Origin of the sequence: Phytohabitans rumicis (assembly GCF_011764445.1) — a bacterium.
GTDB classification, from domain to species: Bacteria; Actinomycetota; Actinomycetes; order Mycobacteriales; family Micromonosporaceae; genus Phytohabitans; species Phytohabitans rumicis.
Window position 1 is genome coordinate 453608 of record NZ_BLPG01000002.1, and the last position, 26584, is coordinate 480191.

Annotated in this window: 20 protein-coding genes and 1 pseudogene; 10 read left to right on the forward strand and 11 right to left on the reverse strand. The window is 73.2% G+C overall.

Annotation, left to right across the window (positions count from 1 at the left end; translation table 11 throughout):
* Positions 1–56: 56 nt before the first annotated feature.
* Positions 57–1208 carry a PucR family transcriptional regulator gene (locus Prum_RS45720; RefSeq protein WP_173085532.1) on the forward strand — a complete coding sequence of 384 codons (1152 nt, stop codon included), beginning with the start codon at positions 57–59 and terminating at the stop codon, positions 1206–1208.
* A 6-nt stretch (positions 1209–1214) separates the two neighbouring features.
* Here the strand turns inward: Prum_RS45720 and cobF are convergent, their stop codons facing one another.
* Positions 1215–1988, reverse strand: a complete 774-nt coding sequence (gene cobF, locus Prum_RS45725; protein WP_173085534.1) for a precorrin-6A synthase (deacetylating) — start codon at positions 1986–1988, stop codon at positions 1215–1217.
* Between the two features lie 93 nt (positions 1989–2081).
* On the opposite strand from cobF, the pseudogene Prum_RS55845 reads away from it, so the two are divergent.
* From Prum_RS55845 to Prum_RS45750, 5 genes and pseudogenes are all read left to right on the forward strand, one after another.
* Positions 2082–3428: pseudogene (locus Prum_RS55845) on the forward strand (methylmalonyl-CoA mutase subunit beta); the annotation flags it as partial.
* 63 nt (positions 3429–3491) lie between these two features.
* A complete protein-coding gene (gene scpA, locus Prum_RS50400; protein WP_443094372.1) occupies positions 3492–6128 on the forward strand; it encodes a methylmalonyl-CoA mutase in 2637 nt (878 codons plus the stop codon).
* Positions 6125–7114 carry a methylmalonyl Co-A mutase-associated GTPase MeaB gene (gene meaB, locus Prum_RS45740; protein WP_173085538.1) on the forward strand — a complete coding sequence of 330 codons (990 nt, stop codon included), beginning with the start codon at positions 6125–6127 and terminating at the stop codon, positions 7112–7114. The genes scpA and meaB overlap by 4 nt, the downstream gene beginning before the upstream one ends.
* Before the next feature lie 62 nt (positions 7115–7176).
* Positions 7177–9525 (forward strand): ribonucleoside-diphosphate reductase subunit alpha, encoded by a 2349-nt coding sequence (locus tag Prum_RS45745; protein ID WP_173085540.1) that lies wholly within the window; start codon positions 7177–7179, stop codon positions 9523–9525.
* Entirely contained in the window at positions 9522–10520 is a 999-nt protein-coding gene (locus Prum_RS45750; RefSeq protein WP_173085542.1) for a ribonucleotide-diphosphate reductase subunit beta, read from the forward strand. The genes Prum_RS45745 and Prum_RS45750 overlap by 4 nt, the downstream gene beginning before the upstream one ends.
* 7 nt (positions 10521–10527) lie before the next feature.
* Here Prum_RS45750 and Prum_RS45755 read toward each other — a convergent pair whose 3' ends face one another.
* From Prum_RS45755 to Prum_RS45765, 3 genes are all read right to left on the reverse strand, one after another.
* On the reverse strand, positions 10528–11913 hold the full coding sequence (locus Prum_RS45755) for a M1 family metallopeptidase (protein ID WP_218577903.1): 1386 nt from the start codon (positions 11911–11913) through the stop codon (positions 10528–10530).
* 78 nt (positions 11914–11991) lie between these two features.
* Positions 11992–12207, reverse strand: a complete 216-nt coding sequence (locus Prum_RS45760; protein ID WP_173085544.1) for a DUF8691 family protein — start codon at positions 12205–12207, stop codon at positions 11992–11994.
* A gap of 75 nt (positions 12208–12282) precedes the next feature.
* Positions 12283–14907, reverse strand: coding sequence for a winged helix-turn-helix domain-containing protein (locus Prum_RS45765; protein ID WP_246278773.1), 2625 nt, complete (start codon positions 14905–14907; stop codon positions 12283–12285).
* A gap of 83 nt (positions 14908–14990) precedes the next feature.
* Here Prum_RS45765 and Prum_RS45770 point away from each other — a divergent pair, with 83 nt between their 5' ends.
* Entirely contained in the window at positions 14991–15866 is an 876-nt protein-coding gene (locus Prum_RS45770) for a class II glutamine amidotransferase (protein WP_246278774.1), read from the forward strand.
* On the opposite strand, the gene Prum_RS45775 is transcribed toward Prum_RS45770, so the two are convergent.
* The 7 genes from Prum_RS45775 to Prum_RS45805 form a co-directional block, all read right to left on the reverse strand.
* Entirely contained in the window at positions 15806–16291 is a 486-nt protein-coding gene (locus Prum_RS45775) for an RDD family protein (protein ID WP_173085548.1), read from the reverse strand. The two genes, Prum_RS45770 and Prum_RS45775, sit on opposite strands and share 61 nt — an antisense overlap.
* Positions 16288–16815 carry a hypothetical protein gene (locus tag Prum_RS45780; RefSeq protein ID WP_173085550.1) on the reverse strand — a complete coding sequence of 176 codons (528 nt, stop codon included), beginning with the start codon at positions 16813–16815 and terminating at the stop codon, positions 16288–16290. The genes Prum_RS45775 and Prum_RS45780 overlap by 4 nt, the downstream gene beginning before the upstream one ends.
* Before the next feature lie 125 nt (positions 16816–16940).
* On the reverse strand, positions 16941–17480 hold the full coding sequence (locus tag Prum_RS45785; RefSeq protein WP_173085552.1) for a hypothetical protein: 540 nt from the start codon (positions 17478–17480) through the stop codon (positions 16941–16943).
* 3 nt (positions 17481–17483) lie between these two features.
* The gene (locus tag Prum_RS45790; protein WP_173085554.1) at positions 17484–17723 is read right to left on the reverse strand and encodes a DUF8691 family protein; all 240 of its coding nucleotides are present in this window, start codon (positions 17721–17723) and stop codon (positions 17484–17486) included.
* A gap of 69 nt (positions 17724–17792) precedes the next feature.
* Entirely contained in the window at positions 17793–18299 is a 507-nt protein-coding gene (locus tag Prum_RS45795; protein WP_246278775.1) for a hypothetical protein, read from the reverse strand.
* Positions 18296–18769, reverse strand: coding sequence for a DUF6069 family protein (locus Prum_RS45800; RefSeq protein WP_173085556.1), 474 nt, complete (start codon positions 18767–18769; stop codon positions 18296–18298). Before Prum_RS45800 ends, Prum_RS45795 begins: the two co-directional genes overlap by 4 nt.
* 201 nt (positions 18770–18970) lie before the next feature.
* Positions 18971–22222, reverse strand: coding sequence for an AfsR/SARP family transcriptional regulator (locus Prum_RS45805; RefSeq protein ID WP_173085558.1), 3252 nt, complete (start codon positions 22220–22222; stop codon positions 18971–18973).
* 17 nt (positions 22223–22239) lie between these two features.
* Here Prum_RS45805 and Prum_RS45810 point away from each other — a divergent pair, with 17 nt between their 5' ends.
* From Prum_RS45810 to Prum_RS45820, 3 genes are all read left to right on the forward strand, one after another.
* Entirely contained in the window at positions 22240–23271 is a 1032-nt protein-coding gene (locus tag Prum_RS45810; RefSeq protein ID WP_173085560.1) for an ADP-ribosylglycohydrolase family protein, read from the forward strand.
* A gap of 516 nt (positions 23272–23787) precedes the next feature.
* Positions 23788–25725, forward strand: a complete 1938-nt coding sequence (locus Prum_RS45815) for a fibronectin type III domain-containing protein (protein WP_173085563.1) — start codon at positions 23788–23790, stop codon at positions 25723–25725.
* A 4-nt stretch (positions 25726–25729) separates the two neighbouring features.
* Positions 25730–26578, forward strand: coding sequence for a cyclase family protein (locus tag Prum_RS45820; protein ID WP_173085565.1), 849 nt, complete (start codon positions 25730–25732; stop codon positions 26576–26578).
* Positions 26579–26584 lie beyond the last annotated feature (6 nt).

Consider the following 26584-nt stretch of genomic DNA (forward strand, 5'->3'; position numbering starts at 1 on the left):
TCCCCGGCACCGGAAGAACTCGCCTTCTGTTTAGCACCACGTGACAAAATTGACGAATGACCCCCTGGCAGCGCCTCCCCACCGACCTGGCCACCGCGATGCGCCCCCGCCTGCCGGCGACCGTGCAGGCGGTCGTCACCGCGGTCACCGAGGCGTCGCCGGTGTTCGCGACGATCGAGGACGCCAAGTTCCGGCGCGACGTGCGCACCGCCGTACAGGTGGCGCTGGAACGCTTCCTGGACCTGGTGGGCACCGACGAGCCCGCGCTGCCGCCGCGCTTCCGGGACGTGTTCGTCAGCCTGGGCGCCGCCGAGGCGCGCGAGGACCGCGGGCCGGAGGCGCTGCTGGCGTCGCTGCGGACCGCGTCCCGGCTGCTGCTGCGGATGGCCTGCGAGGCGCTCGCCCAGACCCGCCCGGTCGGCGCCGACGAGCTGATCGACCTGTCCGACGCGGTCAGCGCGTACGTCGACGAGCTGGCCGCGGCGAGCACCGACGGCTACGCGCTGCAGGTGCGCGAGCAGGCCGGCGAGGGCGACCGGCGCCGGCGCCGGCTGGCCGAGCTGCTGCTGCGCGGCGGCGCGCCGGACAGCGTCGCCCGCTCCGCGGCACACGGGGTGGGCTGGAGGGAACTGGACACCGTCGTACCCGTGCTGTTGCCGCTGGCGCAGGCGCGCGACGCGCGGTTCCGGTACGGCGGCGAGGGCGTGGTGATGGAGCGCGGGCAGGACGCCGTGCTGCTGTTGCCGGCCGGCCCGCGCGCGACCCGGCCGGCCCTGGCGGGGGCGCTGCGCGGGCACGGCGCCGTGGTGGGGCCGGCGCTGGGGTGGGCCCAGGTGCCCGAGGCGGTACGCCTGACCGAGCTGGTCTTCGGTGGCGAGCTGGTTCTTGCCGGCCAGCCCGACCCGGTCTTCGTCGACGACCACCTGGCCGCGCTGGCGCTGCGCGGCGAGCCGGGTGCCCTGGCGGTGCTGGCCGCCCGCCGGCTGGCGCCGCTCGCGCCGCTGCGCCCGAACCAGCGCGAGATCCTGCTGGCCACCCTGCACAGCTGGCTGCGCCACTGGGGCTCGCGGGCCGAGGTGTCGGCGGAGCTGTTCGTGCACCCGCAGACGGTCAGCTACCGGCTCGGCCGGCTGCGCGAGCTGCTCGGCGCCGACCTGGACGACCCGGCCGCCCGCTTCGAGCTCCTCCTGGTCCTAACCTCGCGCTGAGTGTGGTTATTGGAACGGCGGTACGGGGTGGCGGCGCAGGAGGTAGGTGTCCATGATCCAGCCCTTGCGCTGGCGCAGGTCGGCGCGGGTCTGTGCAATGTGGTCGATGACCTCGCCGAGCCTGCCCGCGACGAGGATCTCGTCCGCGGTGCCGAGGTAGGCGCCCCAGTAGATGTCGATGTCCTCGTCCCGGTACGCGGCACAGGCCAGGTCGGCGTCGAGCATGACGACAACGTCGTCCGCGTCGTCCGGCAGGCCCTGACTGATCCGGCGGCCGGTGGTGACGTGCACCGCGCCCGCGACCCGGTTGACGGCGATCCGGTGCCGGGCGGCGAGCGCCTGGACGCTGCTGATGCCGGGGATGACCTCGTAGTCGACGGTCAGCGCGCCGCGATCGATGATCGTCTCGATGACCCGGATGGTGCCGTCGTACAGCGACGGGTCGCCCCAGACGAGGAAGCCGCCGACGCCGTGCGCGTCGAGCTCGGCGTCGATGACCTTCTCGAGGCGTTCGGCGCGTTCGTCGCGCCACCGGCGTACCGCGTCGGGGTAGTCGGCGGCGCCACGGTCGCGCACCGGGTCGGTGACGGTGACGGTCCGGTACCGGTCGTGGGTGATGAACTTCTCGCAGATGGCCTGCCTGGCCCGCGCGAGGTCGGCGGCGGCCGGTCCCTTGTCCAGGACGAAGAACACATCGACCGCATTGAGTGCGTTGACCGCCTGGACGGTGACGAAGTCGGGATCGCCGACACCGACACCGATGACCATCAGCTTGCGCACGGACGGAATTGTCACACGACGCCCATCCACCGCCGGCGGTGGATATGGTCACACCCCGGCGGGACTCCGGCGTTACGTGCTTAGGATCCGTTCATGTCCACTCGCGAGTTCCCGCTCGCCGCCGATTTCCCGGCCGCCACGGCCGAGCAGTGGCGGCGGCTGGCGCTGGGAGTGCTCCGCAAGACCGGTGCCGCCGGCGAGGACGCCGGCCCGGAGGCGGTCGACGACCGGCTGGCGACGACGAGCTACGACGGCGTCCGGTCCGCGCCCCTGTACACCCGCGCCGGCGGCCAACCGGTCGCCGGCCCGCCCGGGCTCTTCCCGTACACCCGGGGAGGGCGCGCGGCCGGCGCCGTGGTGTCCGGGTGGGACGTACGGCAGCGGCACGCCGACCCGGATCCGAAGGTCACGAACGACGCGATCCACGCCGACCTGGAGAACGGCGCGACCTCCCTGTGGCTCGTCCTCGGTGACGGCGCACTGCCGGCCGACGCGCTGCCGGAGGTCCTGGCCGGCGTCTACCTCGATCTGGCGGGCGTGGTGCTGGAGCCGGGCGACCGCGCGGTCGAGGCGACCGATGCGTGGTTCGCCGTACTGGGCGCGCACCGGACTCCGGCGGCGGACGTCAGCGGGAGCCTGGGATTGGACCCGCTGGGCTGGCGCGCCCGCACCGGCGCCGAGCCGGACGGTGGGCTCACGACGGCCGCGTCGCTGGCCGGCCGGTGCGCCGAGGGATACCCGCGGCTGCGCGCGATCACCGTGGACGCGACGGTCTACCACGACGCCGGTGGGGCCGACGCGCAGGAGCTGGGTTGCGCCGCCGCCACCGGCGTGGCCTACCTGCGGGCCTTGGCGGGCACCGGGCTGGACGCGGCCACCGCGCTCGGCCAGCTGGAGTTCCGGTACGCGGCCACGGCCGACCAGTTCGCCACGATCGCGAAGCTGCGCGCGGCCCGCCGGATCTGGGCCCGGGTGGCGCAGCTGTGCGGCGTACCGGAGGCGGGGGCGCAGCGGCAGCACGCGGTCACCTCGGCGGCGATGATGACCGCCCGCGACCCGTGGGTGAACATGCTGCGCACGACCCTCGCCTGTTTCGCGGCCGGGGTGGGCGGCGCCGACGCGGTGACGGTGCGGCCGTTCGACGAGCGGCTGGGCCTGCCGGACGGCTTCTCCCGGCGGATCGCCCGCAACACCCAGGCGCTGCTGCTGGAGGAGGCGCACGTGGGCCGGGTCGTCGACCCGGCCGGCGGGTCCTGGTACGTGGAGCAGCTCACCGAGCAGACGGCCCGCGCGGCGTGGGACTGGTTCACGCGGATCGAGCGGGCCGGCGGGATGGCCGCCGCCCTCGACAGCGGGCTGGTCGCCGACCGGCTCGCCGAGACCAGGCAACGACGGGCGGCCGGCATCGCGCACCGGCGCGACCCGATCACCGGCGTCAGCGAGTTCCCGCACCTGGACGAGCGGCTCCCCGCCCGCCGGGCCCGGCGCCCGCGGCACGGCCGGGTGGGCTGCCCCGGTACCACCACGCGCAGGCGTTCGAGCGGCTGCGGGACCGCTGCGACGCGCACACCGCCGCCACCGGTACCCGGCCGACCGTGTACCTGGCGGCGCTGGGGCCGCCCGCGGTGCATACCGCGCGGGCCACGTTCGCGGCGAACCTGTTCGCCGCCGGGGCATCGCCACCGTCACCGGCGAGGGCGCCGGATCGTTCGCCGCCAGCGGCGCGACGGTCGCCTGCCTGTGCTCCTCCGACCGGATGTACGCCGAGGCCGCCGCACCGGCCGCGGCCGAGCTCGCCGGCGCCGGTGCGCGCCGGATCTGGCTGGCCGGCCGGCCCGCCGGGTACGACGGCGTGGACGGCTACCTGTACAGCGGCTGCGACGCCGTACAGGTGCTGGAGACGGCGCTGGGCGACCTGGGGGTGCCGTGACGATCCCGGACTTCTCGCACGCCGAGCTCGGCCCGCCCGCCGCCGGCGCAGACGCTGATCGGTGGGCCGCCGCGGTCCGTGCCGAGACCGGCAAGGACCCGGACGCGTTCACCTGGCACACCCCGGAGGGGATCGCGGTCGCGCCGCTCTATACGGCCGACGACCTGGCCGGGCTGGACTTCCTGGACACCTATCCGGGCATCGCGCCGTTCCTGCGCGGGCCCTATCCGACGATGTACACCACCCAGCCGTGGACCGTCCGCCAGTACGCCGGCTTCTCCACGGCGCAGGAGTCCAACGCGTTCTACCGGCGCAACCTCGCCGCCGGGCAGAAGGGGCTGTCGATCGCCTTCGACCTGCCCACGCACCGGGGCTACGACTCGGACCATCCGCGGGTGGCCGGGGATGTCGGCATGGCCGGCGTGGCCATCGACTCGATCTACGACATGCGGCAGCTGTTCGACGGCATACCGCTGGACCGGATGAGCGTGTCGATGACGATGAACGGCGCGGTGCTGCCGGTGCTGGCGCTGTACATCGTGGCCGCGCAGGAGCAGGGGGTGGCGCCGGAACAGCTGTCCGGGACCATCCAGAACGACATCCTCAAAGAGTTCATGGTCCGCAACACGTACATCTACCCGCCGCAGCCGTCGATGCGGATCATCTCCGACATCTTCGCGTTCACCTCGCAGCGGATGCCGCGCTTCAACTCGATCTCGATCTCCGGCTACCACATCCAGGAGGCGGGGGCGACGGCCGACCTGGAGCTGGCCTACACGCTCGCCGACGGGGTCGAGTACCTGCGCGCCGGGCGGGACGCGGGCCTTTCCATCGACGCGTTCGCGCCCCGGTTGTCGTTCTTCTGGGCCATCGGGATGAACTTCTTCATGGAGGTCGCCAAGCTGCGCGCGGCCCGGCTGCTGTGGGCCCGGCTGGTCCGCGACTTCGGCCCGCAGAACCCGAAGTCGCTGAGCCTGCGCGCGCACTGCCAGACCTCCGGCTGGTCGCTGACCGCGCAGGACGTGTTCAACAACGTGGTACGTACCTGTGTCGAGGCGATGGCCGCGACGCAGGGGCACACCCAGTCACTGCACACCAACGCGCTGGACGAGGCGCTCGCCCTGCCCACCGACTTCTCCGCCCGGATCGCCCGCAACACCCAGCTGGTGCTCCAGCAGGAGTCCGGCACGACCCGGGTGATCGACCCGTGGGGCGGCAGCGCGTACCTCGAACGGCTCACCCATGACCTGGCCCGCCGCGCATGGGAGCACATCGCCGAGGTCGAGGCCGCCGGCGGGATGGCGCGCGCCATCGACGAGGGCATCCCGAAGCTGCGCGTGGAGGAGGCCGCCGCCCGTACCCAGGCGCGGATCGACTCCGGCCGGCAGCCGGTGATCGGGGTGAACAAGTACCGCCCGGACGCCGACCAGCCGATCGACGTACTGAAGGTGGACAACGGCGCGGTCCGGGCGCAGCAGCTGGAGAAGCTGCGCCGCCTGCGCGCCGACCGCGACGAACCGGCCTGCGCGGCGGCGCTGGACGCGCTCACCCGGGCGGCCGGCGCGGCGCTGGCGGGGTCGCGCGGGCCGGGCCTGGAGCAGAACCTGCTCGCGGTGGCCATCGACGCCGCCCGGGCGAAGGCGACCGTCGGCGAGATCTCCGACGCGCTGGAGAAGGTGTACGGCAGGCACGCCGCCCGGATCCGTACGATTACCGGCGTGTACCGCGACGAGGCCGGCCCGGGCACCAGCATCGACCGCGTCCGCGAGGCCGCCTCGGCGTTCGCCGCCGCCGAGGGGCGCCAGCCGCGGATCCTCGTCGCCAAGATGGGGCAGGACGGTCACGACCGGGGCCAGAAGGTGATCGCCACCGCCTTCGCCGACCTCGGCTTCGACGTCGACGTCGGGCCGCTGTTCCAGACGCCGGGCGAGGTCGCCCGCCAGGCCGTCGAGGCCGACGTGCACATCGTCGGCGTCTCCAGCCTCGCCGCCGGACACCTGACCCTCGTGCCGGCCCTGCGGCACGAGCTCGCCGACCTCGGCCGCGACGACATCATGATCATCGTCGGGGGTGTCATCCCGCCGCAGGATCACGACGCGCTGCACGCCGCCGGGGCCGCCGCCATCTTCCCGCCCGGCACCGTCATCGCGGACGCCGCGCTGGACCTGCTCACGCAGCTGTCCACCCGCCTCGGCCACCCCACGGCATGAGGAGCACGGTCGACGTCGAGGAGTACGCCGCCGGGGTCCGGTCCGGCTCACGCTCCTGGATCGGCCGCGCCATCACGCTGGTCGAGTCGACCCGCCCCGAGCACCGCGCGTTGGCCCAGCGGCTGCTGGTCGCGCTCGGCCCGGCCACGCCGGACACCCGCCGGATCGGCATCAGCGGCGTGCCCGGCGTGGGCAAGTCCACCTTCATCGACGCGCTCGGCAGCCGGCTCACCGCCGACGGGCACCGGGTGGCGGTCCTGGCCGTCGACCCGTCGTCGACCCGGACCGGCGGCAGCATCCTGGGCGACAAGACCCGCATGACGCGCCTGGCCGTCGACCCGAACGCGTTCGTCCGCCCGTCGCCGACCGCCGGCACCCTGGGCGGCGTGGCCGCCGCCACCCGCGAGGCGATCGTGGTCGTCGAGGCGGCCGGCTACGACATCGTGATCGTCGAGACGGTCGGCGTCGGGCAGTCCGAGACCACCGTGGCCGACATGGTCGACACGTTCCTGCTTCTCGCGCTCGCCCGCACCGGCGACCAGCTGCAAGGGATCAAGAAGGGCGTCCTGGAGATCGCCGACGTGATCGCCGTCAACAAGGCCGACGGCCCGCACGCCGCCGACGCCCGCCGGGCCGCCCGCGAGCTCGCCGGCGCCCTGCGCCTGCTGCGCGGTTCCGACCGGGGCTGGCAGCCACCGGTGCTGACCTGCAGCGCGCTGGACGGCACCGGCCTGTCCGACGTGTGGCAGCAGCTGACCGGCCACCAGAACGCCCTCGCCGCCTCGGGCGAATTGCAGCGGCGCCGCCACCGCCAGCAGGTCGGTTGGATCTGGGCGACGGTACGCCGCGACCTGATCGAACGCCTGCGGGCGCACCCGGCCGTGACGGCGTTGGCGCCCGCCGTCGAGCGGGCGGTGATCGACGGCGAGCTCACCCCGGCCGCGGCCGCCGAGCGGATACTGGCCGCCTTCACCGACGACGTGTGACCTGGGTCGCACGACACGCCGACACACCATCTGGTGTTGCCACTTTGAACGGACACCCATATATGGTGTTGCCTCCGAAAGAGGGGGACACAGTCATGCAGGTGCGCAAGCGCAACGGTGACACCGAACCGGTCGACGTCAACAAGATCGTTCGGGCGGTCGAGCGGTGGGTGGACGACCTGGACGAGGTCGATCCGCTGCGGGTGGCGACCAAGACCATCAGCGGGCTGTACGACGGGGCGACCACGGCGGAGCTGGACCGGCTCTCGATCCAGACGGCGGCGGAGCTGATCAGTGAGGAGCCGCAGTACTCGAAGCTGGCGGCCCGGCTGCTGGCCGCGTTCGTGGACAAGGAGGTCCGCGGCCAGGGCGTGGCGAGCTTCAGCCAGTCGATCCGGCACGCGCACCAGCAGGGGCTGATCGGGGACCAGACCGCGGCGTTCGTGGCGCGCAACGCGCGCAAGCTCGACGACGCCGTCGATCCGAACGGGGATCTGCGGTTCGAGTACTTCGGGCTGCGCACGGTCGCCGACCGCTACCTGCTGCGCCATCCGCAGACCCGGCTGGTGACCGAGACGCCGCAGTACTGGCTGCTGCGGGTGGCCTGCGGCCTGTCCGAGACGCCGGCCGAGGCGATCGGCTTCTACCGGCTGATGTCCAGCCTGGCCTACCTGCCCAGCTCGCCCACGCTGTTCAACTCCGGCAGCCGGCACACCCAGATGTCCTCCTGCTTCCTGGTCGACTCGCCGCGCGACGAGCTGGACTCGATCTACGAGCGCTACCACCAGGTCGCGAAGCTGTCGAAGTTCTCCGGCGGCATCGGCATCTCCTGGTCCCGGATCCGCGGCCGGGGCGCGCTGATCCGCGGCACGAACGGGAAGTCCAACGGCATCGTGCCGTTCCTCAAGACCCTCGACGCCGGCGTGGCCGCGGTCAACCAGGGCGGCCGGCGCAAGGGCGCCGCCTGCGTCTATCTCGAACCCTGGCACCCGGACGTCGAGGAGTTCCTCGAACTGCGGGACAACACCGGCGAGGACGCCCGCCGCACGCACAACCTGAACCTGGCGAACTGGATCCCGGACGAGTTCATGCGGCGGGTCGAGGCCGACGCCGACTGGTCCCTGATCGACCCGAGCGACGCCCCGGAGCTGCCCGACCTGTACGGCGAGGCGTTCGATGAGGCGTACCGGGCGGCCGAGAAGAAGGCGGTCAAGACGGTCAAGGCCCGCGACCTGTACGGGCGGATGATGCGCACCCTGGCGCAGACCGGCAACGGGTGGATGACGTTCAAGGACCCGTCCAACCGGCTGTCCAACCAGACCGGCGCCCCCGGCAACACGATTCACCTGTCGAACCTGTGCACCGAGATCCTCGAGGTCAACTCGGACGACGAGACGGCGGTCTGCAACCTGGGCTCGATCAACCTGGGCGCGCACGTGGGCGCCGACGGCGTCGACTGGGAGAGGCTGCGGGCGACGGTGCGCACCGCGGTGGTCTTCCTGGACCGGGTCATCGACATCAACTACTACCCGTCCCCGCAGGCCGCGGCCTCGAACCCGCGGTGGCGACCGGTCGGCCTGGGGTTGATGGGCCTGCAGGACGCGTTCTTCACGCTCCGGCTGCCGTTCGACTCCGACGCCGCCCGGGAGCTGTCCACCCGGGTACAGGAGGAGATCTTCCTGACCGCGTTGGAGACCTCGGCCGGGCTCGCCGAGCGATTCGGTGCGCATCCGGCGTACCCGCAAACCCGCGCCGCCCAGGGTGACCTGCACCCGGACCTGTGGGGCGTCGAACCGTCGCAGACCGATCGGTGGGCGGCGCTGCGCTCGACGATCGCGGCGACCGGCCTGCGCAACTCCCTGGTGGTCGCGATCGCGCCGACCGCCACCATCGCCTCGATCGCCGGCTGCTACGAGTGCATCGAGCCGCAGGTGTCCAACCTGTTCAAGCGCGAGACCATGTCGGGCGAGTTCCTACAGATCAACACCTATCTGGTACGCGAGCTGAAGGCGCGCGGGCTGTGGACGGCGCCGATCCGCGAGCAGATCAAGCGGGCCGAGGGATCCGTGCAGGGCATCGCGGACCTGCCCGCCGACGTCCGCGAACTGTTCCGCACCGCCTGGGAGCTGCCGCAGCGGGCCCTGATCGACCTGGCCGGCGCCCGCGCGCCCTACGTCGACCAGTCGCAGTCGCTGAACCTGTTCCTGAGCGCGCCGACCATCGGCAAGCTCTCCTCGATGTACCTGTACGCCTGGAAAGCCGGACTGAAGACGACCTATTATCTGCGGTCGCGTCCGGCGACCCGGATCCAGCAGGCCACCGTCGCCATCACACCGGTGGCGACCGTCACCGACGAGGATGCGCTGGCCTGCTCCCTGGAGAACCCCGAGAGCTGCGAGGCGTGCCAATGAGGTTGCTCGACCCCGGAATGGACCTGACCCTGCGGCCCATGCGGTACCCGCACTTCTTCGACCGCTTCAAGGACGCCATCAAGAACACCTGGACGGTGGAGGAGGTGGACCTGCACTCCGACCTCGCCGACCTGTCCAAGCTCTCCGCCGCGGAGAAGCATCTGGTCGGCCGCCTGGTCGCGTTCTTCGCCACCGGCGACACCATCGTCGCCAACAACCTCGTGCTCAACCTCTACCAGCACGTCAACTCGCCCGAGGGACGCCTCTACCTGTCCCGGCAGCTGTTCGAGGAGGCGGTGCACGTCCAGTTCTACCTGAACCTGCTCGACACGTACGTGCCGGACGAGCAGGAGCGGTTCGAGGCGTTCGCCGCGGTGGAGAACATTCCCTCGATCGCCCGCAAGGCCGAGTTCTGCTTCCGGTGGATCAACTCGATCCACGAGCTGCGCGAGCTGAGGACCCGGGACGACCGGCGGGCGTTCCTGCTCAACCTGATCTGCTTCGCCGCCTGCATCGAGGGGCTGTTCTTCTACGGCGCCTTCGCGTACGTCTACTACCTGCGCTCCCGTGGCCTGCTGCACGGCCTCGCGAGCGGCACCAACTGGGTGTTCCGCGACGAGTCCATGCATATGGCGTTCGCCTTCGACGTGGTGCACACCGTGCGTCAGGAGGAGCCCGACCTGTTCGACGCCGAGATGGCGCAGCAGGTCAAGGACATGCTCGCCGAGGCCGTCGAGTGCGAGGTGCAGTTCGCGGCCGACCTGCTCGAACAGGGCGTGTCCGGGATGTCGCTGGGCGACATGCGCGAGTACCTGCAGCACGTCGCCGACCGGCGGCTCGCCGTGCTGGGCATCGAGCCGATGTACGACAGCAAGAACCCGTTCGCGTTCATGGAACTGCAGGACGTGCAGGAGCTGTCGAACTTCTTCGAGCGGCGGGTCTCGGCCTACCAGGTGGGGGTCAGCGGCACGGTCAGCTTCGACGACGACTTCTGACCCGTCGCTACCAGGTGGTCGGCTTGACCGGCTGGTAGAGCCACACGTCGAAGAACGCGTCGAGTTGGGTGCCGCTGCGCTTCTCGGCCAGCCGGATGAAGTCGGCGGTGGTGACGTTCCCGTCGCGGTTGCGGGCGTACCAGTCGCGCATGATGCGGAAGAACGTCCTGTCGCCGACCTTCACCCGCAGCGCCTGCAGCGTCGCCGCGCCGCGGTCGTAGACGGTGCCGGTGAACAGGAACGCCGGTCCGCCCACATTGGCCGGCGGCCGGGTCCAGATGGAGTTGGTCGGCGGGCGCGCGTACACCTGGTCGAACGACTGCTGCGCGGTCGGCCCGCCGTGCCGCTCGTCGTAGATCCACTCGGAGTACGTCGCGAAGCCCTCGTTGAGCCAGATGTCGGGCCACACGGTCAGGCTGACGCTGTTGCCGAACCACTGGTGCGCGATCTCGTGCACCACGGTGGACGGGTCGGGCGTGTTGTCGTACTGCGACTTGGTCTGCGACTCCAGGGCATACCCGACCTCGGGCGCGTGGTCGACCACGCCGCCGCCGCTGCTGAACGGGTACGGGCCCCACAGGCCGGAGAAGAAGCGGATGACCTCCGCCTCCGCCGCCAGCCGGTCGAACGCGCCGTTGGGCGCCTCGACCGGGTCCACCGCGTGGTACAGCGGGATCTTGCCCACCTTGCTGACCCGCAGCTCGAACACGCCGTTGGTGGCCGTCGCGAGGTACGGCGCCATCGGCGAGTCCTCGTACCAGCGCCAGGTCGTCCTGCCGCCGTGGTCGCGCCGGGACAGCAGCCGGCCGTTGCCGATGGCGGTGATGCCCTTCGGCACGGTGATGGCCATGTCGTAGGTCGCCTTGTCGCGCGGGTTGTCGTTCGCCGCGTACCAGCCCGGCGAGCCCTGCGGCTCGTTGACGACGAAGGCGCCGTCCGCGGTGGTCACCCACCCCTCGCTGCTGCCGTCGGGGTCGATGACCTCGGTCGGCTCGCCGTGGTAGCGCACCTTGACGGTGAACGGCTTGCCGCGCCGCACCGGGACGCGCGGCGTGATGATCAGCTCCTGGCCGTCCCGCTGGAACGCGGCCGGCAGCAGGTTCACCGTCACGCCGGTGATCGTGAACCCGCGCAGGTCCAGGTCGAAGCGCCGCAGGTCCTGCGTCGCCGTCGCGAGGATCGTGGTGGTGCCGTCGAGCTGGTTGCCCGCGCGTACGTAGTCCAGGTCCAGCGAGTAGTGCCGCACGTCGTAGCCGCCGTTGCCGGCGAGCGGGAAGTACGGGTCACCCAGCCCCGGCGAGCCGACGGCGGGACCGCCGGCGCTGGCCGGCGCGGCGACGGCGAGAACGGTGGCGGCGCCCACGGCGGCACCCAGCAGACGGCTTCGCGACACGTCGACTCCTCTCCGCGGCCCGGCCAGCCGATGGTCCCAAAAACAGCGGCACCGGCGCCACGACTCGGCCGAAAAGCGTCAACGGGGATCGGCGGGCACCTGCCGGACCTCGATCAGGCGTAGACCGAGCCCGTGGATGCGGGACAGCAGGCCGAACAGCGCCGACTGGTCGGGCAGCGAGCCGTGCAGCACGGTCTGCGGGGGCTCCACGGTGACGGTCAGATCGCGCAGTTCGCGCAGGAGCTCGTCGGGCAGCGCCCCGGCGACCCGCACCTCGTACGTCGCCTCGCTCATCGGTCCAGCCTTCCCACACCGGCCCGTCCCGCACGTCATCCCGGGCGGGTGACAGTACCCCGGGCGGGTGAGAAGTCAGATGAGCCCGAGGGCGCGGGCCCGCCGGACCGCCTCGTTGCGCCGGGACGCGGACAGCTTGCGCAGGATGCTGCGGATGTGGGTCTTGACGGTGTTGACCGAGACGTACATCGAGGCCGCGATCTCCTCGGTCGGCAGCATCTCCGCCATCCTGCCGAGCACCTCCAGCTCCCGCTGGCTCAGCGGGTCGACGACCAGCACGCCGGACGGGTCGGCACCGACCGACGGGCCCGCACGGTCCGGCCCGCGGCCCAGCGCCCGGTACTGCTCGGCCAGCTCGTCGTCCTCGCGCACCACCCGGCGTACCTGCGACCAGACCTGGTGCGGGGCGCGCCGCTGGCCCTGCGGGGCGGCCAGCCGCAGCGCCCGGCGCAGCGCCTCCCGTGCCCGGCCGACGTCGCCGGCGCCGGCCGCGACGCTGGCGCGCAGCAGCCAGGCGTCCACCGCGACCGGGGTCGGGACGCCCGCCGCCTCGGTGACCGGTGTGACGGCGTCATCGGCCCGCTCCGGCTGCCCCTGGGCCAGCAGCGCGGCGGCCCGCACGACGGTGGCGTCCGCGCGGCTGGGGTCGGGCAGCCCGTCCACCAGCGCCAGGGCCTCGTCCGGGTGTCCGGTCATGGCGAGCAGGCGCGCCTCGCCCAGCGCGATCTCCCGGTCCAGCCAGGCCGGGTGCGCCGGGTGGGCCGGGTCGCCGGGCTCCCCGCGTACCTCCTGGAGGACCCGCAGCGCGCCGCGCAGCTCGCCGCGGGCCTGCAGGCGGCGCGACTTCACCACGGCGTACCCGGCGGCCGCCAGACCGTCCGGCGGGCCGTCGCCGGCGGGTTCGGCGGCGCGCAGGTGCCGCCCCGCGGCGTGCATGTCGTACCGCTCGACGGCGACCCACGCCAGGGCCACCGCCGCCGCGGCCGGCGGGTGGTCCCGCCCGTACGCCTCGGCGAGCCGGACGGCCTCGTGCGCCAACCGCTCGGCGTGGCCCAGCCGGCCCCGGTGCGCCTCGATCACGGCCAGGTGCCCCAGCGCCTCGATCCGCGGGTACTCGCACCCGGCGGCGGCCTGCGCGCCCGCCTCGGCCAGGGTGGCCACCGCGTCGTCGACCGCGCCGAGCCAGCTCTGCGCGGTCCCCCGCGCGGTGCGCACCAGCGCCCGCAGCTCCGGGTGCCGCTCCAGCCGGTCCGCCGGCACCCGGTCGAGCAGCCGCTCGGCGTCCGCCGCCGCGCGCAGCGTCCCGGTGGCGTCCCGGCGGGCCCGGGCCAGCGACATCTCGACGAGCCGGCCGGCCAGCGCGGTGGCGTCGTCGTACCCGCTGGTGGCGGCGCCCGTGCGGGCCAGGCACGCCGCGCCGCGGTCCGGGTCGCCGGCGGCGACCGCGAGGGCCGCCGCGACCAGCGCGGCCGCCGCGCCGTCGGCGTGCTCCGGCAGGTCGCGCAGCAGCGCGCCGAGGCGGCCGGCGCCGCCCTCCAGCAGCAGCCGGCCCACCGCGTGGTCCGCGACGAGCAGCGCGGCGGCGGTGTCCCAGTCACCGGCCTGGACCGCGTGGGCGACCGCGTCCGCGGTCCGGCCGTGCTCGGCCAGCCAGGCGGCCGCGCGGTAGTGCAGCTTGGGCACCTGGTCCGGCTCCTCGAACGCCAGTTGGGCGCGCAGCAGCTCGGCGAAGAGCCGGTGGTACCGGTAGGAGTGCGGCTCCTCGCCGGTACGCCGCACGAACGCGTTCCGGTGCTCCAGGTCGGCCAGGATCCGGTGCGCGTCCGGGCTCCCGGTCAGGGCCTGGGCCAGCTCCGGCGTGAAGGTGCCCAGGACGCTGGTGTGCAGCAGGAAGTCGCGCACCTGCGGGGGCTGCGCCCGCAGCACCTCGCTGGCGAAGTACTCGGCGATGGTCGCCTCTTCGCCGGTGGTGGTCTCGACGAGGCGGTCGGCGTCCCCGTGGCCCGCCAGCGCCAGCGCGAACAGGCGCAGGCCGGCGGCCCAGCCCTCGGTGTGTTCCAGCAGCGCGGCGAACGCGGGCGGGCTCAGCGTGATGCCGTGCCAGGCGAGCAGCTCGGCGGCCTCCTGGCGGGTGAAGGCGAGGTCGCCGCCGCGCACCTCGACGAGCCGGCCGGCCAGCCGGTACCGGTGCAGCGGCATGGGCGGGTCGAAGCGGCCGACCAGGACCAGCCGCAGCCGCTGGCCGGCGTGCCGGGCGACGAACTCCAGTTCGGTGGCCCAGCGCGGGTCGGTGAGGGCGGAGACGTCGTCCAGGACCAGGACGGCCGGGTCGGGCTGCTCGGCGATCTGCGCGGCCAGCCGGGTCAGGAAGGACCGGCTGGGCGCGGACGGCGGCACGGGCGGGGTGACCGCCGGCAACGACATCCCGACGGCCCGCAGCCCGGCCACGACGTATGTCCAGAACATGCCTGTTCTGGCGTCCTCGTCCTCGAGCGTCACCCAAGCGACGTGGTCGGCCGGTCCGGTCTCCCGGGCCCACTGCGCCACCAGTTGGGTCTTGCCGGTGCCGGCGGGCCCGGTCACGACGACCACCGGCGGGGCCCGGTCCGGCGCGAGCGCCCGGATCAGCCTGGGCCGGGCCACCATGAACGGCGGCGGCTCCGGTATCGCGAACTTCGACGCCAGCAGGTCGGTCGTCACGCGAGCAGCGTCGCCGCCGGGCCGGGCGGGGCGCATTACACACACCGGGTAGTTCGCCGTGGAGCCCGATTCACCTGCGCCGGATGATGCGGAAGAGCCGGGCGGCGGGTGTGCTGACCCACATGTGTCGCTGGCTGGCCTACTCGGGCTCCCCCATCCTGCTCGACGATCTGCTGTACAAGCCGCAGCCCTCGCTGATCGACCAGAGCTTGCACGCGCGCCTGGGCGTCGAGACCACCAACGGCGACGGGTTCGGCGTCGGCTGGTACGGCGTGGACGCCCCGCCGGCCCCGATCCTATTCCGCGGCGTCGGCCCGGCCTGGGGCGACCTGAACCTGCGGGAGCTGGCCCGGTCGATCTCCTCGCCGCTGTTCGTGGCGCACATCCGGGCGAGCACCGGCACGCCGGTGGAGCAGACCAACTGCCACCCGTTCCGGCACGGCCGGTGGCTGTGGGCGCACAACGGCGCGATCCGGGAGTTCGCGCTGCTCAAGCGGGACCTGGTCCTGGCCGTCGACCCGAGCCTGTACCCGTCGATCGCCGGCTCCACCGACTCCGAGGTGATGTTCTACCTCGCCCTCACCTTCGGCCTGCACAACGACCCGGTCGCGGCCGTGGAACGGATGGTGGGCTTCGTGGAGTCGGTCGGGCACCGGCGCGGGGTGGCCGATCCCGTCCAGATGACGGTGGCGACCAGCGACGGCGACCGGTTGTGGGCCTTCCGGTACTCCAGCGAGCGGGACAGCCGCTCCCTGTACGTGAGCACCGAGATGTCCACCCTGCACGAGATGTACCCGGACAACGAGAACCTGCACCGGCTCTCCGACGAGACCCGGGCCGTGGTGTCCGAGCCGCTCGGCGACCTGGCCGGCGCCTGGCACCCGGTGCCCGAGTCCAGCTACGCGGTCGTCCAGAAGGGCGCGGACGCGGTCGGCGCGTTCCGGCCCAGAACGTCCTGAACGCGTACCACGGTGGTCCGGGCGAGCTTGTCGTGCACGCCCTGGCCGCGCCGGTCGACCACCGCCCACAGGGCGCCGACCGGGAAGTACGCCAGCACGACCGCGCGGACCAGCGCCGCCAGCCAGGACACCCGCCCGCCGTCGACGGTGACCACCCGCACGCCGAGCAGCGCCATCCCGGGCGTGCGCCCGGCGAGGGTCCAGAAGCACCAGTCGTACAGCGTCAGGACGGCCGGCAGGGCGGCCAGGGTGAGCGGCACGAGGGTCTGCGCGAAGTCGCCCGCCGTGGTGCTCACGGCGGCGCCGACCAGCACCACGACGACCACGGCCCCGCCGGTGGCGACCGTGACCAGGAGCGCGTCGAGCACGTACGCGACCGCCCGGCTGACCACCCCGGCGTACTCCCGGTGCGCCGGCGCGGTCACGGGTGGTCGGGCTGGGCCGGCGCCGGTTGCAGGGTGCGCCGGAACACCCGCGCCGTCCAGCGGTCGACCGCGGCGTCACTGACCGCGGCACCGGTCCTGATGCGCCCGACGAGCTCGTCGACCATGCTCTCGCGCTGCCCCTTGATCAGCGACCGGATCCGCTCCGGTTCCGCCTCCAGCAGCGCGAGCACCTCGTCCAGCACGGCGCCGACCAGCGGCCGCAGCACCCGGTCGACCTGCACGTCGACCACCCGGTCGACGACCGGGGAGGCGGCCACCATGGCGGCCAGCGCGTCGACCAGTTCGGCCGTGCGGCGCTGGCCCCGCGCGTACTCCACGGCACCGCGCTCGGCCGTGGTGACGAGCCGCCGCCGCGCCGCGGCCGCCAGTTCGGCGTACCGCGTCGCGGGGATCGCGGCCCGCCGCCGGGCGGCGGTGAGCAGCACGGCGGCGGCGTCCTCGGCCTCCAGCACCGCGCCGATGGCCACGTGCCGCCAGGACAGCGGCGGCCCGCCGGTCGTCATGGGGTCACCCGCGCGTGCCTACCGGCGGCGGCGCGACACGCGACGCGCCGTCCGGCGGCTGGTCCGCCGGGCGATCCTGCGGGATCCGAACATGTCTGCCTCCGATGGTGTGTTCGCCGCCAACGTCACCGGGCGGCGGAGATTTCCAGGTCGTGTAGTTCCTTGGCCTCTTCCGCACTCACCAGGCCGATGGTGACCAGGTCGAGAGGGCTGATGAAGCCGTCCGCGAGCCGGAAGCCGCCGGCCCGGGCGACGGCGTCGCGCAGCGGCACCGCCCAGTTGTGCTCGATCAGCAGCAGCGCGGCGGCCGTGTCGTTCGGGATCTCGGACAGGACGTCCCAGGCGTCCTCGTCGTCGAAGACCTGCAGGCCCTGCGCGCCCATCTCGGCGCCCACCTCGGCGCCGGCCTCCATGCCTTCCTCGCCGTCGACGCCGAGCCCGATCAGCGCGCCGACCTTGCTGCCGAGCTCGACGGCCTCCTCGGTGGTCAGGTTGCTGAGGTGCTCGACCTCGAATTCGCCGTCGCCGCCCTTGTAGACCGCGAGTGCGTCGATGACCCGGATGGTGTCGCTCTGGCGCAGCCGTTCCAACTCGGCGATGATCTCGCCGTGGAAGTCCGGGTGCCGGAATCCGAGCACGATGAGCTGGACCGGTCCGATGGACATCATTCACCGCCCTTCCTGCGGTTGCGTTGGCGCCGTCCCGCGCGGGTCGTCGGGGCGGCTCACCTGGATGAGCTCGATGCCGAACTGGTCGAACCGCCGGAACAGGTGCCCCAGGTCGTCGGCCGAGAGCCGGCCGCGGATCGTGGTCTGGCGCGGCACGACCTCGCACCGCATGCCCGCGAAGGCGGCCCGCAGGTGCGGTCCCAGAGACCCGAAGACCCGGATCTCGTACGTCTCACCCATGCCGACACCCTCGCCGCCCGGCCGCGGGTCCGCTTCATCCAACCGGGGTGGTTCGGCGCCAGACCCGCCCTAGTGCAGCAGCATTTTGAGCACGATGAACACGACGCCGAACAGGCCGGCCACCGTCGCCGCGGCCAGCCGCTCCACGAGGGCCAGCTCGCCGTGCCGGCCCATGTCCCATCCCGCCCGCCACAGCAGCAGGGTGCTACACACCAGCGCCACGTCGATCGCCACGCCCAGGTCCGTACCCAGCAGCCGGAGCGCCACCAGGACGAGCAGCGGCAGCGCCGAGGCGGTCACGATCTCCCAGCCGGCGGTCAGCTGCCGCCGTACCTGGGACCAGGCCGGCCGCCGCCGGCCGGAGTGCAGCCGCTCGGCCATCAGCCGGGCGAAGCGCTCGGCCGACCAGTAGACCACCAGCGTGCCGAGCACCGCGCCGACGACCGCCATCGCCGTGGCCGCGTGCGAGGCGGCCATCACGGCCGCGCCGACGATGATGCCGTAGATGCCGGCGGCCGTCGCTTCCTTCGTCTTCCCGATCGGGCTCAGCAGGGCACGGCCCGCCCGTCCCGTCACGGATACGTCCGGGGGACCGGCCGGGTCGTCGGCGGCCGCAGGGCGGCGCGGGCGGTGCCGGCGATCAGGGTCCCGATCGCGATGCCGAGGATCAGGTTGAGGCCGGCGGTGCACACCCGCGACGCGAGGCTGGCGTCGCTCATGAACGGCGCCAGGACCCCGACCACGGTGGCGAGCGCCAGCACCCAGCCGAAGAACCGCATCGGCTTGGGCGTGAACAGCAGCAGCACGTGGACCAGCCCGGTGGCGGCCAGGCCGGCCAGGGCGGCGCCGAAGGCGTACCAGCCGGTGCTGGCGTCACCCCACGTGCCCTCCCCCTTCGGCGCGAGGACCGGCACGTCGAACAGGCCGCGGGTCAGCAGGATCCCGACGACCGCGATCAGCGCGGCGACCAGGGCGGTCGCCAGGCCGCCCGCCCACAGCCGGCCGGCGTTCACGGCGGGACGGTTCGGCGCCGTCGACTGGTACATACCGGTCATCCTGTCGACACTCGCCGACGCCGCTGGCCGGCGCCTCATCCGGCGCGGATGAACGGAGCCGGGGCGGGGCGGCGCCAAGGGGGGGTGGGCGCCACCCCGTCCACCGGGGTGATCCTCAGGGCGGTGAGGAACACGGCGGACGGTACCGGCCCGCGCTGATCCGGCGCTGAAACCGCGCTGAATCGCCGCTCCCTACCCCAGCAGGGCGGCGGTGTCCGCGCGTTCCGGGGCACCGATCTGCTCGAAGAGCCGGTCGGCCCGGCGCCACTGGCTCAGCGCCAGGTCGCCCTTGCCCAGGCGCTGGTACGCGTGGCCCATGGTGAGCAGGGTACGGGCGAACGCCAGCCGCTGTCCGGCCCGCCGCTGGGTGGCCACCGCCCGACGGCACTGCTCCAGGCAGCCGGCCGCGTCGTCCACCTGCAGGCAGCCCGCGGCGAGGCGGCTGTGCGCCTGCGCGGACAGCAGCACGTACCCGGACGCACGGGCCAGCTCCAGCGCCCGCCGGGCCCGGTCGGACGCGCCGCCGGGCTCCTTGCGCGCCACGGCCAGGTCGGCCAGGCCGAGCAGCGCCTCGATGGTGCCGCGCTGGTGGCTGGTTTGGTGGGCCAGGTCGAGGGCGGCGTCGAGGCGTTCGGCCGCCTCCTCCAGGCCGCACTGTCTGATCCGGACGGCGGCGAGGCCGGTGTGGGCGTGGATCTCCAGCCGGCTGTCGCCGAGCCGGCGGGCGATCTCGAGGGCGGCGCTGAACGCGGCGGCGGCCTCCTCGTACCGGCCGGTGTCGTGGTGGACGAGGCCGAGGATGTTCAGCGTCGACGCCTCCTCGTGCCCGGCGCCGATGCTCCGGCTGATGGCCAGCGCCCGCTCCAGCGCCTCGCGCGCCTCGACCGGACGGCCCTGCTCCCGCCGTACCACGCCGAGGTTCTCGGTCGCGACCGCCTCGCCCTGGCGGCGGCCGGTCTGGCGCAGCAGCGGCAGCGCCAGCTCGCTGAGCCGGGCCGCCCGCGACAGCTCGCCGACCTGCTCGTACGCGGCGGCCAGGTTGGTCAGCATGACCGCCTGGCCGGTCGCGTCGCCGAGCTCCCGGTCGATGGCCAGCGACCGCTCCATCCGGTGGATCGCGCGCCGGGTCTGGCCCAGCTCGGCGAGCGCGATCCCGCCGTTGCACAGGGCCGCCGACTCGCCCTTGCGCCACCCGGCCCGCCGCGCCAGGGTCGCCGTCATCTCGTACTGCTCGATGGCCGCCGCGTAGTCCGCGGTCCGCCAGTGCAGGAACCCCAGGCTGTGCCGCATCGCGGCCTGGCCGAGCACGTCACCGGCCCGGTGCGCGGCGGCGAGCCCGGTCTGCACGACGGACAGCCACTGCGCCGGCGACGCCTGCAGGCGCATGACGTCGCGCAGCGCGTCCGCCAGGTGCCAGACCACGCGGTCCCGGCCGGACGCCGCCGCGAACTCGACCGCCGCGGTCAGGTTCGGCCACTCCGCGGCGACCCACCGCCGGGCCTCGCCCTCGCCGGCGAAGTCCGCCACCCGCACGCCGGGCGGCAGCGGGTCGCGCGGCAGCCGCAGTCGGGACGCTCCATTGAGGACGGTGGCCGCCCGTTCGACGGAGTGCAGATACCAGTGCAGCAGCCGGTCGGCGGCGGCGCCGTCCCGCTCGTGCGTGACTGCCAGTTCCGCCGCGTACTCCAGCAGCAGGTCGTGGCAGACCACCCGGCCCTGCGCGGTGAGCTTCACCAGGTGGAACCGGGCCAGCGCGTCCACCAGCGGCTCCGCCTCGTCCGCGGTCAGGCCGGCGAGCGTCGCCACCGCCGCCGTGGTCCACCCCGCCGGGGCCGGCACCAGACTCAGCAGCCGGAACACCAGCCGGGCCGGCGGCGCGAGCGCCTGGTACGACAGGTCGAACGCGCCCCGTACCGTGGCGGTGTCGTCGCCGTCGACCCGCAGCCCGGCCATCCGGCCGCGCGCGGCCAACTCCTCGGCGTGCCGGCGGACACCCAGGTGGGCCCGGTCGGCCAGGCGCGCCCCGGCGATGCGCAGCGCCAGCGGCAGATACCCGCACAGCTTCGCCAGCTCCACCGCGGCCTCGGGGTCCGCGCCGACCCGCTCCGGGCCGGCCGCGCGGGCCAGCACCTCCACGGCGTCCGCGGCGGCCAGAACGTCGAGCGTGAGCCGGTGCGCGCCGGTCAGCGCCACCAGCCCGCTGAGCCGGTCGCGGCTGGTCACCACGACCAGGCACCCGGGCTCGCCGGGGATCAGCGGCCGCACCTGCTCCGCGTCCGCGACGTTGTCCACGATCACCAGGACCCGCCGCCCGGCCAGCACCGACCGGTACAGCGCGGTCTGCGCCGCTACGCCCACCGGTATCCGCTCGGCGGCCACCCCGAGCGTCACCAGCACCAGCGGCAGCGCCTCGGCCGGCGACATCCGCGGTCCGGTGTGGAAGCCGCGCATGTCCACGAACAACTGTCCATCGGGGAAGTGCTCGGCGGCCCGGTGCGCCCAGTGCACGGCGAGGGTGGTCTTGCCCGCGCCCGCCGGCCCGACCACCGTCACGATGGCCGGCGCGTTCCGCTCCGCACCGGGGTGCGGCAGCAGCCCGTCGAGGAAGCCCAGCGCCTCCTGGCGACCGACGAACCCCCCGACGTCCGCCGGCAGCTGCCGGGGTACGACCGCGGCCGGCTCGGCATGCGGCGCCGCCTGCGGTCCGGAGCTGTCCGCCAGGATCTGCCGGTGCAGCCCGGTCAACGCGTCCCCCGGCTCGATGCCGAAGTGGTCGACGAGCCGCCGCCGGGTGTCCCGGAACAGCGTCAGCGCCTCCGCGGTCCGCCCGTCCCGGTGCAGGGCCGTCATCAGCAGCACGACCAGGCGCTCCCGGAACGGCTGCTCGGCGACGGCCGTGGACAGCTCGGTGACGCATTCGTGGTTTCGCCCGCGGGCCAGCTCGCCGGCCATCAGCTGCTCGAACGCGCCGAGCCGCTCCTCCTCCAGGGCCGGGCCCATCGTGGCGGGCAGCCAGTCCGCGGCGACGTCGGTCAGGGCGGCGTCGCGCCACAGCGCGAGCGCCCCCCGCAGCCGGGTCGCGGCCCGCTCGTCGCCGCCGTCGGCGGCCTCCGCCACCAGGGCTCTGAACTGGTAGAGGTCGACGTCCCGCCGGTCCACCGAGAGCAGATAGCCGGGGCCCGACGTGGCCAGCACCCCGGCCGGATACGCCTCGGCGAGCAGCCGGCGGAGCTTCGCGACGTACCCCTGGATGGCGTTGCGGGCGGACGCCGGAGCGGTGGCGCCCCACAGCGCCGTGGTGAGCCGCTCCACCGAGACGACCTTGTCGAGGTTGAGTAGCAGCATCGCCAGCAGACTCCGCTGCTGCGCCGTGACCGGACCGAGTCGCCGATCGTCCCGCCAGACACCGACGGGACCCAGGAGGCGGAACTCCACGTCGTTCATCGCTCCACAGGCTAACTATGATCCACGTCGGACGGAGGGGGTGGGCCGTGTCCACTGCTGCGACCGCGTGTCTGTTCGGGCTGGCGTACGGCGACGCGCTGGGCAAACCGACCGAGTTCCTGACGGTCGCCGCCATCCGCGAGCGGTACGGCGACGGCGGCCCGCGCGAGTTGGTCGGCGCTCCCGCCCTGGTCACGGACGACACCCAGATGACGATCGCGGTCGGCAAGGCGTTGCTGGACGCGCCCGCGCCGACCCCGGGTGTCCTGGAGCCGTTGCTGCGCGAGCGGTTCCTGGCCTGGGCCGCCAGCCCGGACAACAACCGCGCACCGGGCATGACCTGCCTGCGCGCCTGCGCCGAACTGTCCCTGGGCGTCCCGTGGACGCGGGCCACGGTCGCCGGCTCCAAGGGCTGCGGCGCGAACATGCGGGTCGCGCCGGTCGGCCTGGTCACCGGGTACGACCTGGACACCCTCGCCGGGGTGGCGCAACTCCAGGCGGGCCTGACCCACGGCCACCCCACCGCGCTCGCGGCCAGCGAGCTCACCGCGTACGCGATCCGGCTGCTGCGCGACGGCGCGGAACCGGCGGCGCTGCCCGCCCTCCTGCGGGCCCGCTGCCACGACCAGCGCGCCACCTACCGCGGCGAATGGCTCGACGACCTGTGGCAGCGGTCCGACGCGGCCGGCGTCACGGACCCGGCCGGGTTCATCGGCCGCGGCTGGGACGAGTGCCTCGACGCGCTGGACCGCCTCGACCTGGCCCTCGGCCTGCCCGACGACGGCGACGACGCGTGCCGGATCACCGGCGAAGGCTGGATCGCCGAGGAGGCCCTGGCCACCGCCCTACTGTGCGCCATCCGGCACGCCGACGACCCGGTGTCCGCGCTGGCCCGCGCCGCCACCACCTCGGGCGACTCCGACTCCATCGCCTGCCTGGCCGGCGCGTTCCTCGGCGCCTGGCAGGGCATGGACGCCTGGCCCGCCCACTGGCGCCACCAAATCGAATACGCCCCCGACCTAGCCGCATTGGGCCGAGCCTGGGACTAACCCCGCCTTTCTCGCCCCCTCTCCTCGCCCTTCCCCTCGTCGATCAAGGGCATATGGTCGTGCTTGGATCTCTTTTCCACGGCCGTTTGCCCTTGATCGGCGAGAAAGTCCTTGATCGGCGCTCGCCTCGCGGTGGCGGCGCGGCGCACGGCCGACCACACACGCTTGCGACCGGACGTCCCCTGACCGCGGTGATCATGAAGTTAGCCTCCGAGAGAGCGCTCTCCCCCGATGCTAACTTCATGATCACCGCGTGGGCCCGCCCAACCCCGCTCGGCGCGACCCGCTCCTCGTTCCCCGCTCGCCGCCACCCCCGTCGATCAAGGACTTCGGCGCCGATCAAGGGCAAAGGGTCGTGGATCGGAGATCGAAGCACGGCCGTTTGCCCTTGATCGACGGGGAGAGCGGGGCAGGAAGGGGCGGGCGGGCGGAGGAACGGCGGAGGAATGGCGGAGGAGTCGGTGGGCGGGGGCGCACGGGGACGTGGGGATCGATTGGAGCCGATATGATTTCGGGATGCTACGGCGATCTGGGGTTTTGCGACTGTGCCTCGTGGCGGCGCTGGTGCTTCCGGCGCAGCCCGCGTCCGCCGCGCCGGGCGGAGGGCGGCCCGACCGCCGACCTCCTGCCGCGCCGACCGGGCTGGCGGCCGCCGCCGTGACCGGCACGAGCGTGACGCTCACCTGGCACCCCGGGACCGACGACGTGGGCGTCGCCGGCTACGACCTCTACCTGCGCGGGGCGCTGGTCCGCTCGGTCGCCGGCACCAGCACGACCGTCGCCGACCTGGTCACCGGGGTGACGTACGCCTTCACGGTGCGGGCGCGCGACGCGGCGGGCAACGTGTCCGCGGCGAGCGCCCCGGCGCTGGCGACCGCCGGCGTGGTCCGCGCGGCCGACTTCGCGGTCTTCGGGTTCAGCCAGTCCGATGTGCACGACGAGGATCCGCAGGTCTACGAGCTGGACCCGGACGTCACCATCCGGGCCATCGGGAAGTGGTCCACCAGCGGCGACGAGGCGGCCGACTACAACTTCGCCCAGATCGCGCGCTACCACGACAAGGGCATCGCGTTCATGGGCAGCGGGACGGCCAGCGTCATCTTCCCGCACGACTTCGCCACGACGGAGATCTTCGACGACATGTCGACGCGCGACGCGGACAACAGCCCGGTGCCGCACGACGAGTTCGGGTTCCCCATCCCCGCGCGCCGGGGCAACATGTTCAACCCGAAGTACCGCCAGTACCTGCTCGGCTGGGCCAAGATCCAGATCGACGGCGGCGTGGACGGCGTCAACCTCGACGAGGTGAACGCCGGGTTCAGCGGCGGCGCGAAGTACGGCTTCAACGGCAACGAGGGGTTCGACGACTACGCCATCGCGGACTTCAACCGGTACCTGCTGGCGAAATACCCCGCGTTCACGGCGGCGGACTGGAAGTCCCGGTTCGGGATGACCGACGACAACATCGTCCGCCGCGACGTGCCGGCCGGCGACCTGGAGCGCAACTTCAACTACCGCACCTACCTGCGGACCAACGGCTGGAACCTCAACCCGCTGGCCGGCGCCAACCCGATGGCCGCCGAGTGGGGCCGGGTGGTCGCCAACCGGATGTACGCCGACGACATGTCCTTCACCGTCACCTACCTGCGGCGGTACTGGAAGCAGATGGTGGACGAGCTGCGGGCGTACGCGTGGCGCACCGCCCACCGGCAGATCCTGATCAGTTCCAACGGCCTGCTGCCCTATGTGGACTTCAACAGCGTCGGGATGTACCCGTGGAACCCGGACGAGCAGACGCCCGACTTCCGGGGCGCCGACTACGTGCCGGTGGTCGACGGCCACCTCAACGGCGCCAAGTCGCTGCAGGCCAACTACCGGTACCTGAAGGACAAGAGCCGCCAGATCGCGGGCGACGTGCCGGTCGCGGTGTTCATCGACTGGCCGAACGACATGATGACCAACTACCTCAACCTGCCGCTGTCCGAGAAGAAGGACTACTGGCAGATCTTCGGCGCGGAGGCGTACGCCAACGGCCTGTTCCCGTCGTTCCACCTCAAGGACACGGTCGGCAGCCCCACCGCCGAGCAGCAGGGGATGCTGGGCTTCTTCCAGACGTACAGCCAGTTCTACAAGGACCACCGGTCGTTGTTCCGCGCGAACACCCCCGCCCCCCAGGCCGTACGCGTCGGGCCGGCCAACGTCGCGGGGAGCCTGCTCGTCCAGCGCGGCACCGGCGCGCGGACACTGCACCTGGTCAACCACAACTACGCCGGGGCGATCGTCCCGCAGACCGGGTTCACAGTGGAGGTTGACGTGGCCTCCTGCCCGCGGCGGGTCACCGTGGTGTCCCCCGACTTCACCGGGTCCCGGGCGGTCGCGTTCGCCTGCCGGAACGACACGCTGTCGGTAACCGTCGACAGGCTCGACTACTACGACGTGCTCGTGCTGAGATAACGCAATGTGTACCGAGGAGTGCCTTCGGCAAAGCCAGCGCGGCGGCAGCCTGACCCGGCGGGTGGCCCTGTTCGGCGCCGCGGCGGTCGCGACGACCGCCGCCACCACGGCGCTGGACGGTCCGGCCCAGGCCAGCGCCCCCGTGGCCACCACGCTGACCGGCGGCCGGCGCGGCCTGCGTGACCTCACGTACCCGCTGACGACGACGTTCCCCGCCTTCGCACCCGGCGAGGAGGCGAGCCGCAGCACGTTCGCGACGATCGAGGACGACGGCTACTACATGCAGCAGTGGCTCGTCCTCGAGCACTACGGCACGCACGTCGACGCACCCGGCCACTTCACCGCCGGCGGCCGCCTGTCCGACGAGATGCACCTGTCCGAGCTCATCACCCCGGCCGTCGTCATCGACATCGCCGACCGCGCGGCCCACGAGCCCGACACCGTCGTGACCGTCGACGACCTGCGCCGGTTCGAGCGCCGCTACGACCGCATCCCCGCCGACGCCGCCGTGCTCATGTACTCCGGCTGGGGCGCCAAGGTCAACGACGCGGACGCGTACCGGGGCACCGACGCGGCCGGCACGCTGCACTTCCCCGGCTTCAGCGCGGACGCGTGCGAGTGGCTGCTGCGCCGCCGCCGGATCCGCAGCCTCGGGGTCGACACGCTCAGCATCGACCCGGGCGACTCCACCACCTTCGACACCCACCTTATCCTGACCGGCGCCGACCGGTACGGCCTGGAAAACCTCGCCAACCTCGACCGCGTCCCCCGCTACGGCGCCACCGTCGTGGTGGGGCTCATCCCGTTCCAGCAGGGCTCCGGCGGCCAGGCCCGGATCTTCGCCACCTGGTAGCTACGG

Coding starts and splice junctions, on each gene's coding strand:
- Prum_RS45790 (WP_173085554.1), bottom strand. CDS start 17,723: ATGGGTGAGACGTACGAGATCCGGGTCTTCGGGTCTCTGGGACCGCAC.
- Prum_RS45810 (WP_173085560.1), top strand. CDS start 22,240: ATGATCCACGTCGGACGGAGGGGGTGGGCCGTGTCCACTGCTGCGACC.
- Prum_RS45780 (WP_173085550.1), bottom strand. CDS start 16,815: ATGACGACCGGCGGGCCGCCGCTGTCCTGGCGGCACGTGGCCATCGGC.
- Prum_RS45720 (WP_173085532.1), top strand. CDS start 57: ATGACCCCCTGGCAGCGCCTCCCCACCGACCTGGCCACCGCGATGCGC.
- Prum_RS45760 (WP_173085544.1), bottom strand. CDS start 12,207: ATGAGCGAGGCGACGTACGAGGTGCGGGTCGCCGGGGCGCTGCCCGAC.
- Prum_RS45820 (WP_173085565.1), top strand. CDS start 25,730: ATGTGTACCGAGGAGTGCCTTCGGCAAAGCCAGCGCGGCGGCAGCCTG.
- Prum_RS45785 (WP_173085552.1), bottom strand. CDS start 17,480: ATGTCCATCGGACCGGTCCAGCTCATCGTGCTCGGATTCCGGCACCCG.
- Prum_RS45750 (WP_173085542.1), top strand. CDS start 9,522: ATGAGGTTGCTCGACCCCGGAATGGACCTGACCCTGCGGCCCATGCGG.
- Prum_RS45805 (WP_173085558.1), bottom strand. CDS start 22,222: ATGAACGACGTGGAGTTCCGCCTCCTGGGTCCCGTCGGTGTCTGGCGG.
- Prum_RS45770 (WP_246278774.1), top strand. CDS start 14,991: ATGATGCGGAAGAGCCGGGCGGCGGGTGTGCTGACCCACATGTGTCGC.
- meaB (WP_173085538.1), top strand. CDS start 6,125: ATGAGGAGCACGGTCGACGTCGAGGAGTACGCCGCCGGGGTCCGGTCC.
- Prum_RS45815 (WP_173085563.1), top strand. CDS start 23,788: ATGCTACGGCGATCTGGGGTTTTGCGACTGTGCCTCGTGGCGGCGCTG.
- Prum_RS45800 (WP_173085556.1), bottom strand. CDS start 18,769: ATGTACCAGTCGACGGCGCCGAACCGTCCCGCCGTGAACGCCGGCCGG.
- Prum_RS45745 (WP_173085540.1), top strand. CDS start 7,177: ATGGTGTTGCCTCCGAAAGAGGGGGACACAGTCATGCAGGTGCGCAAG.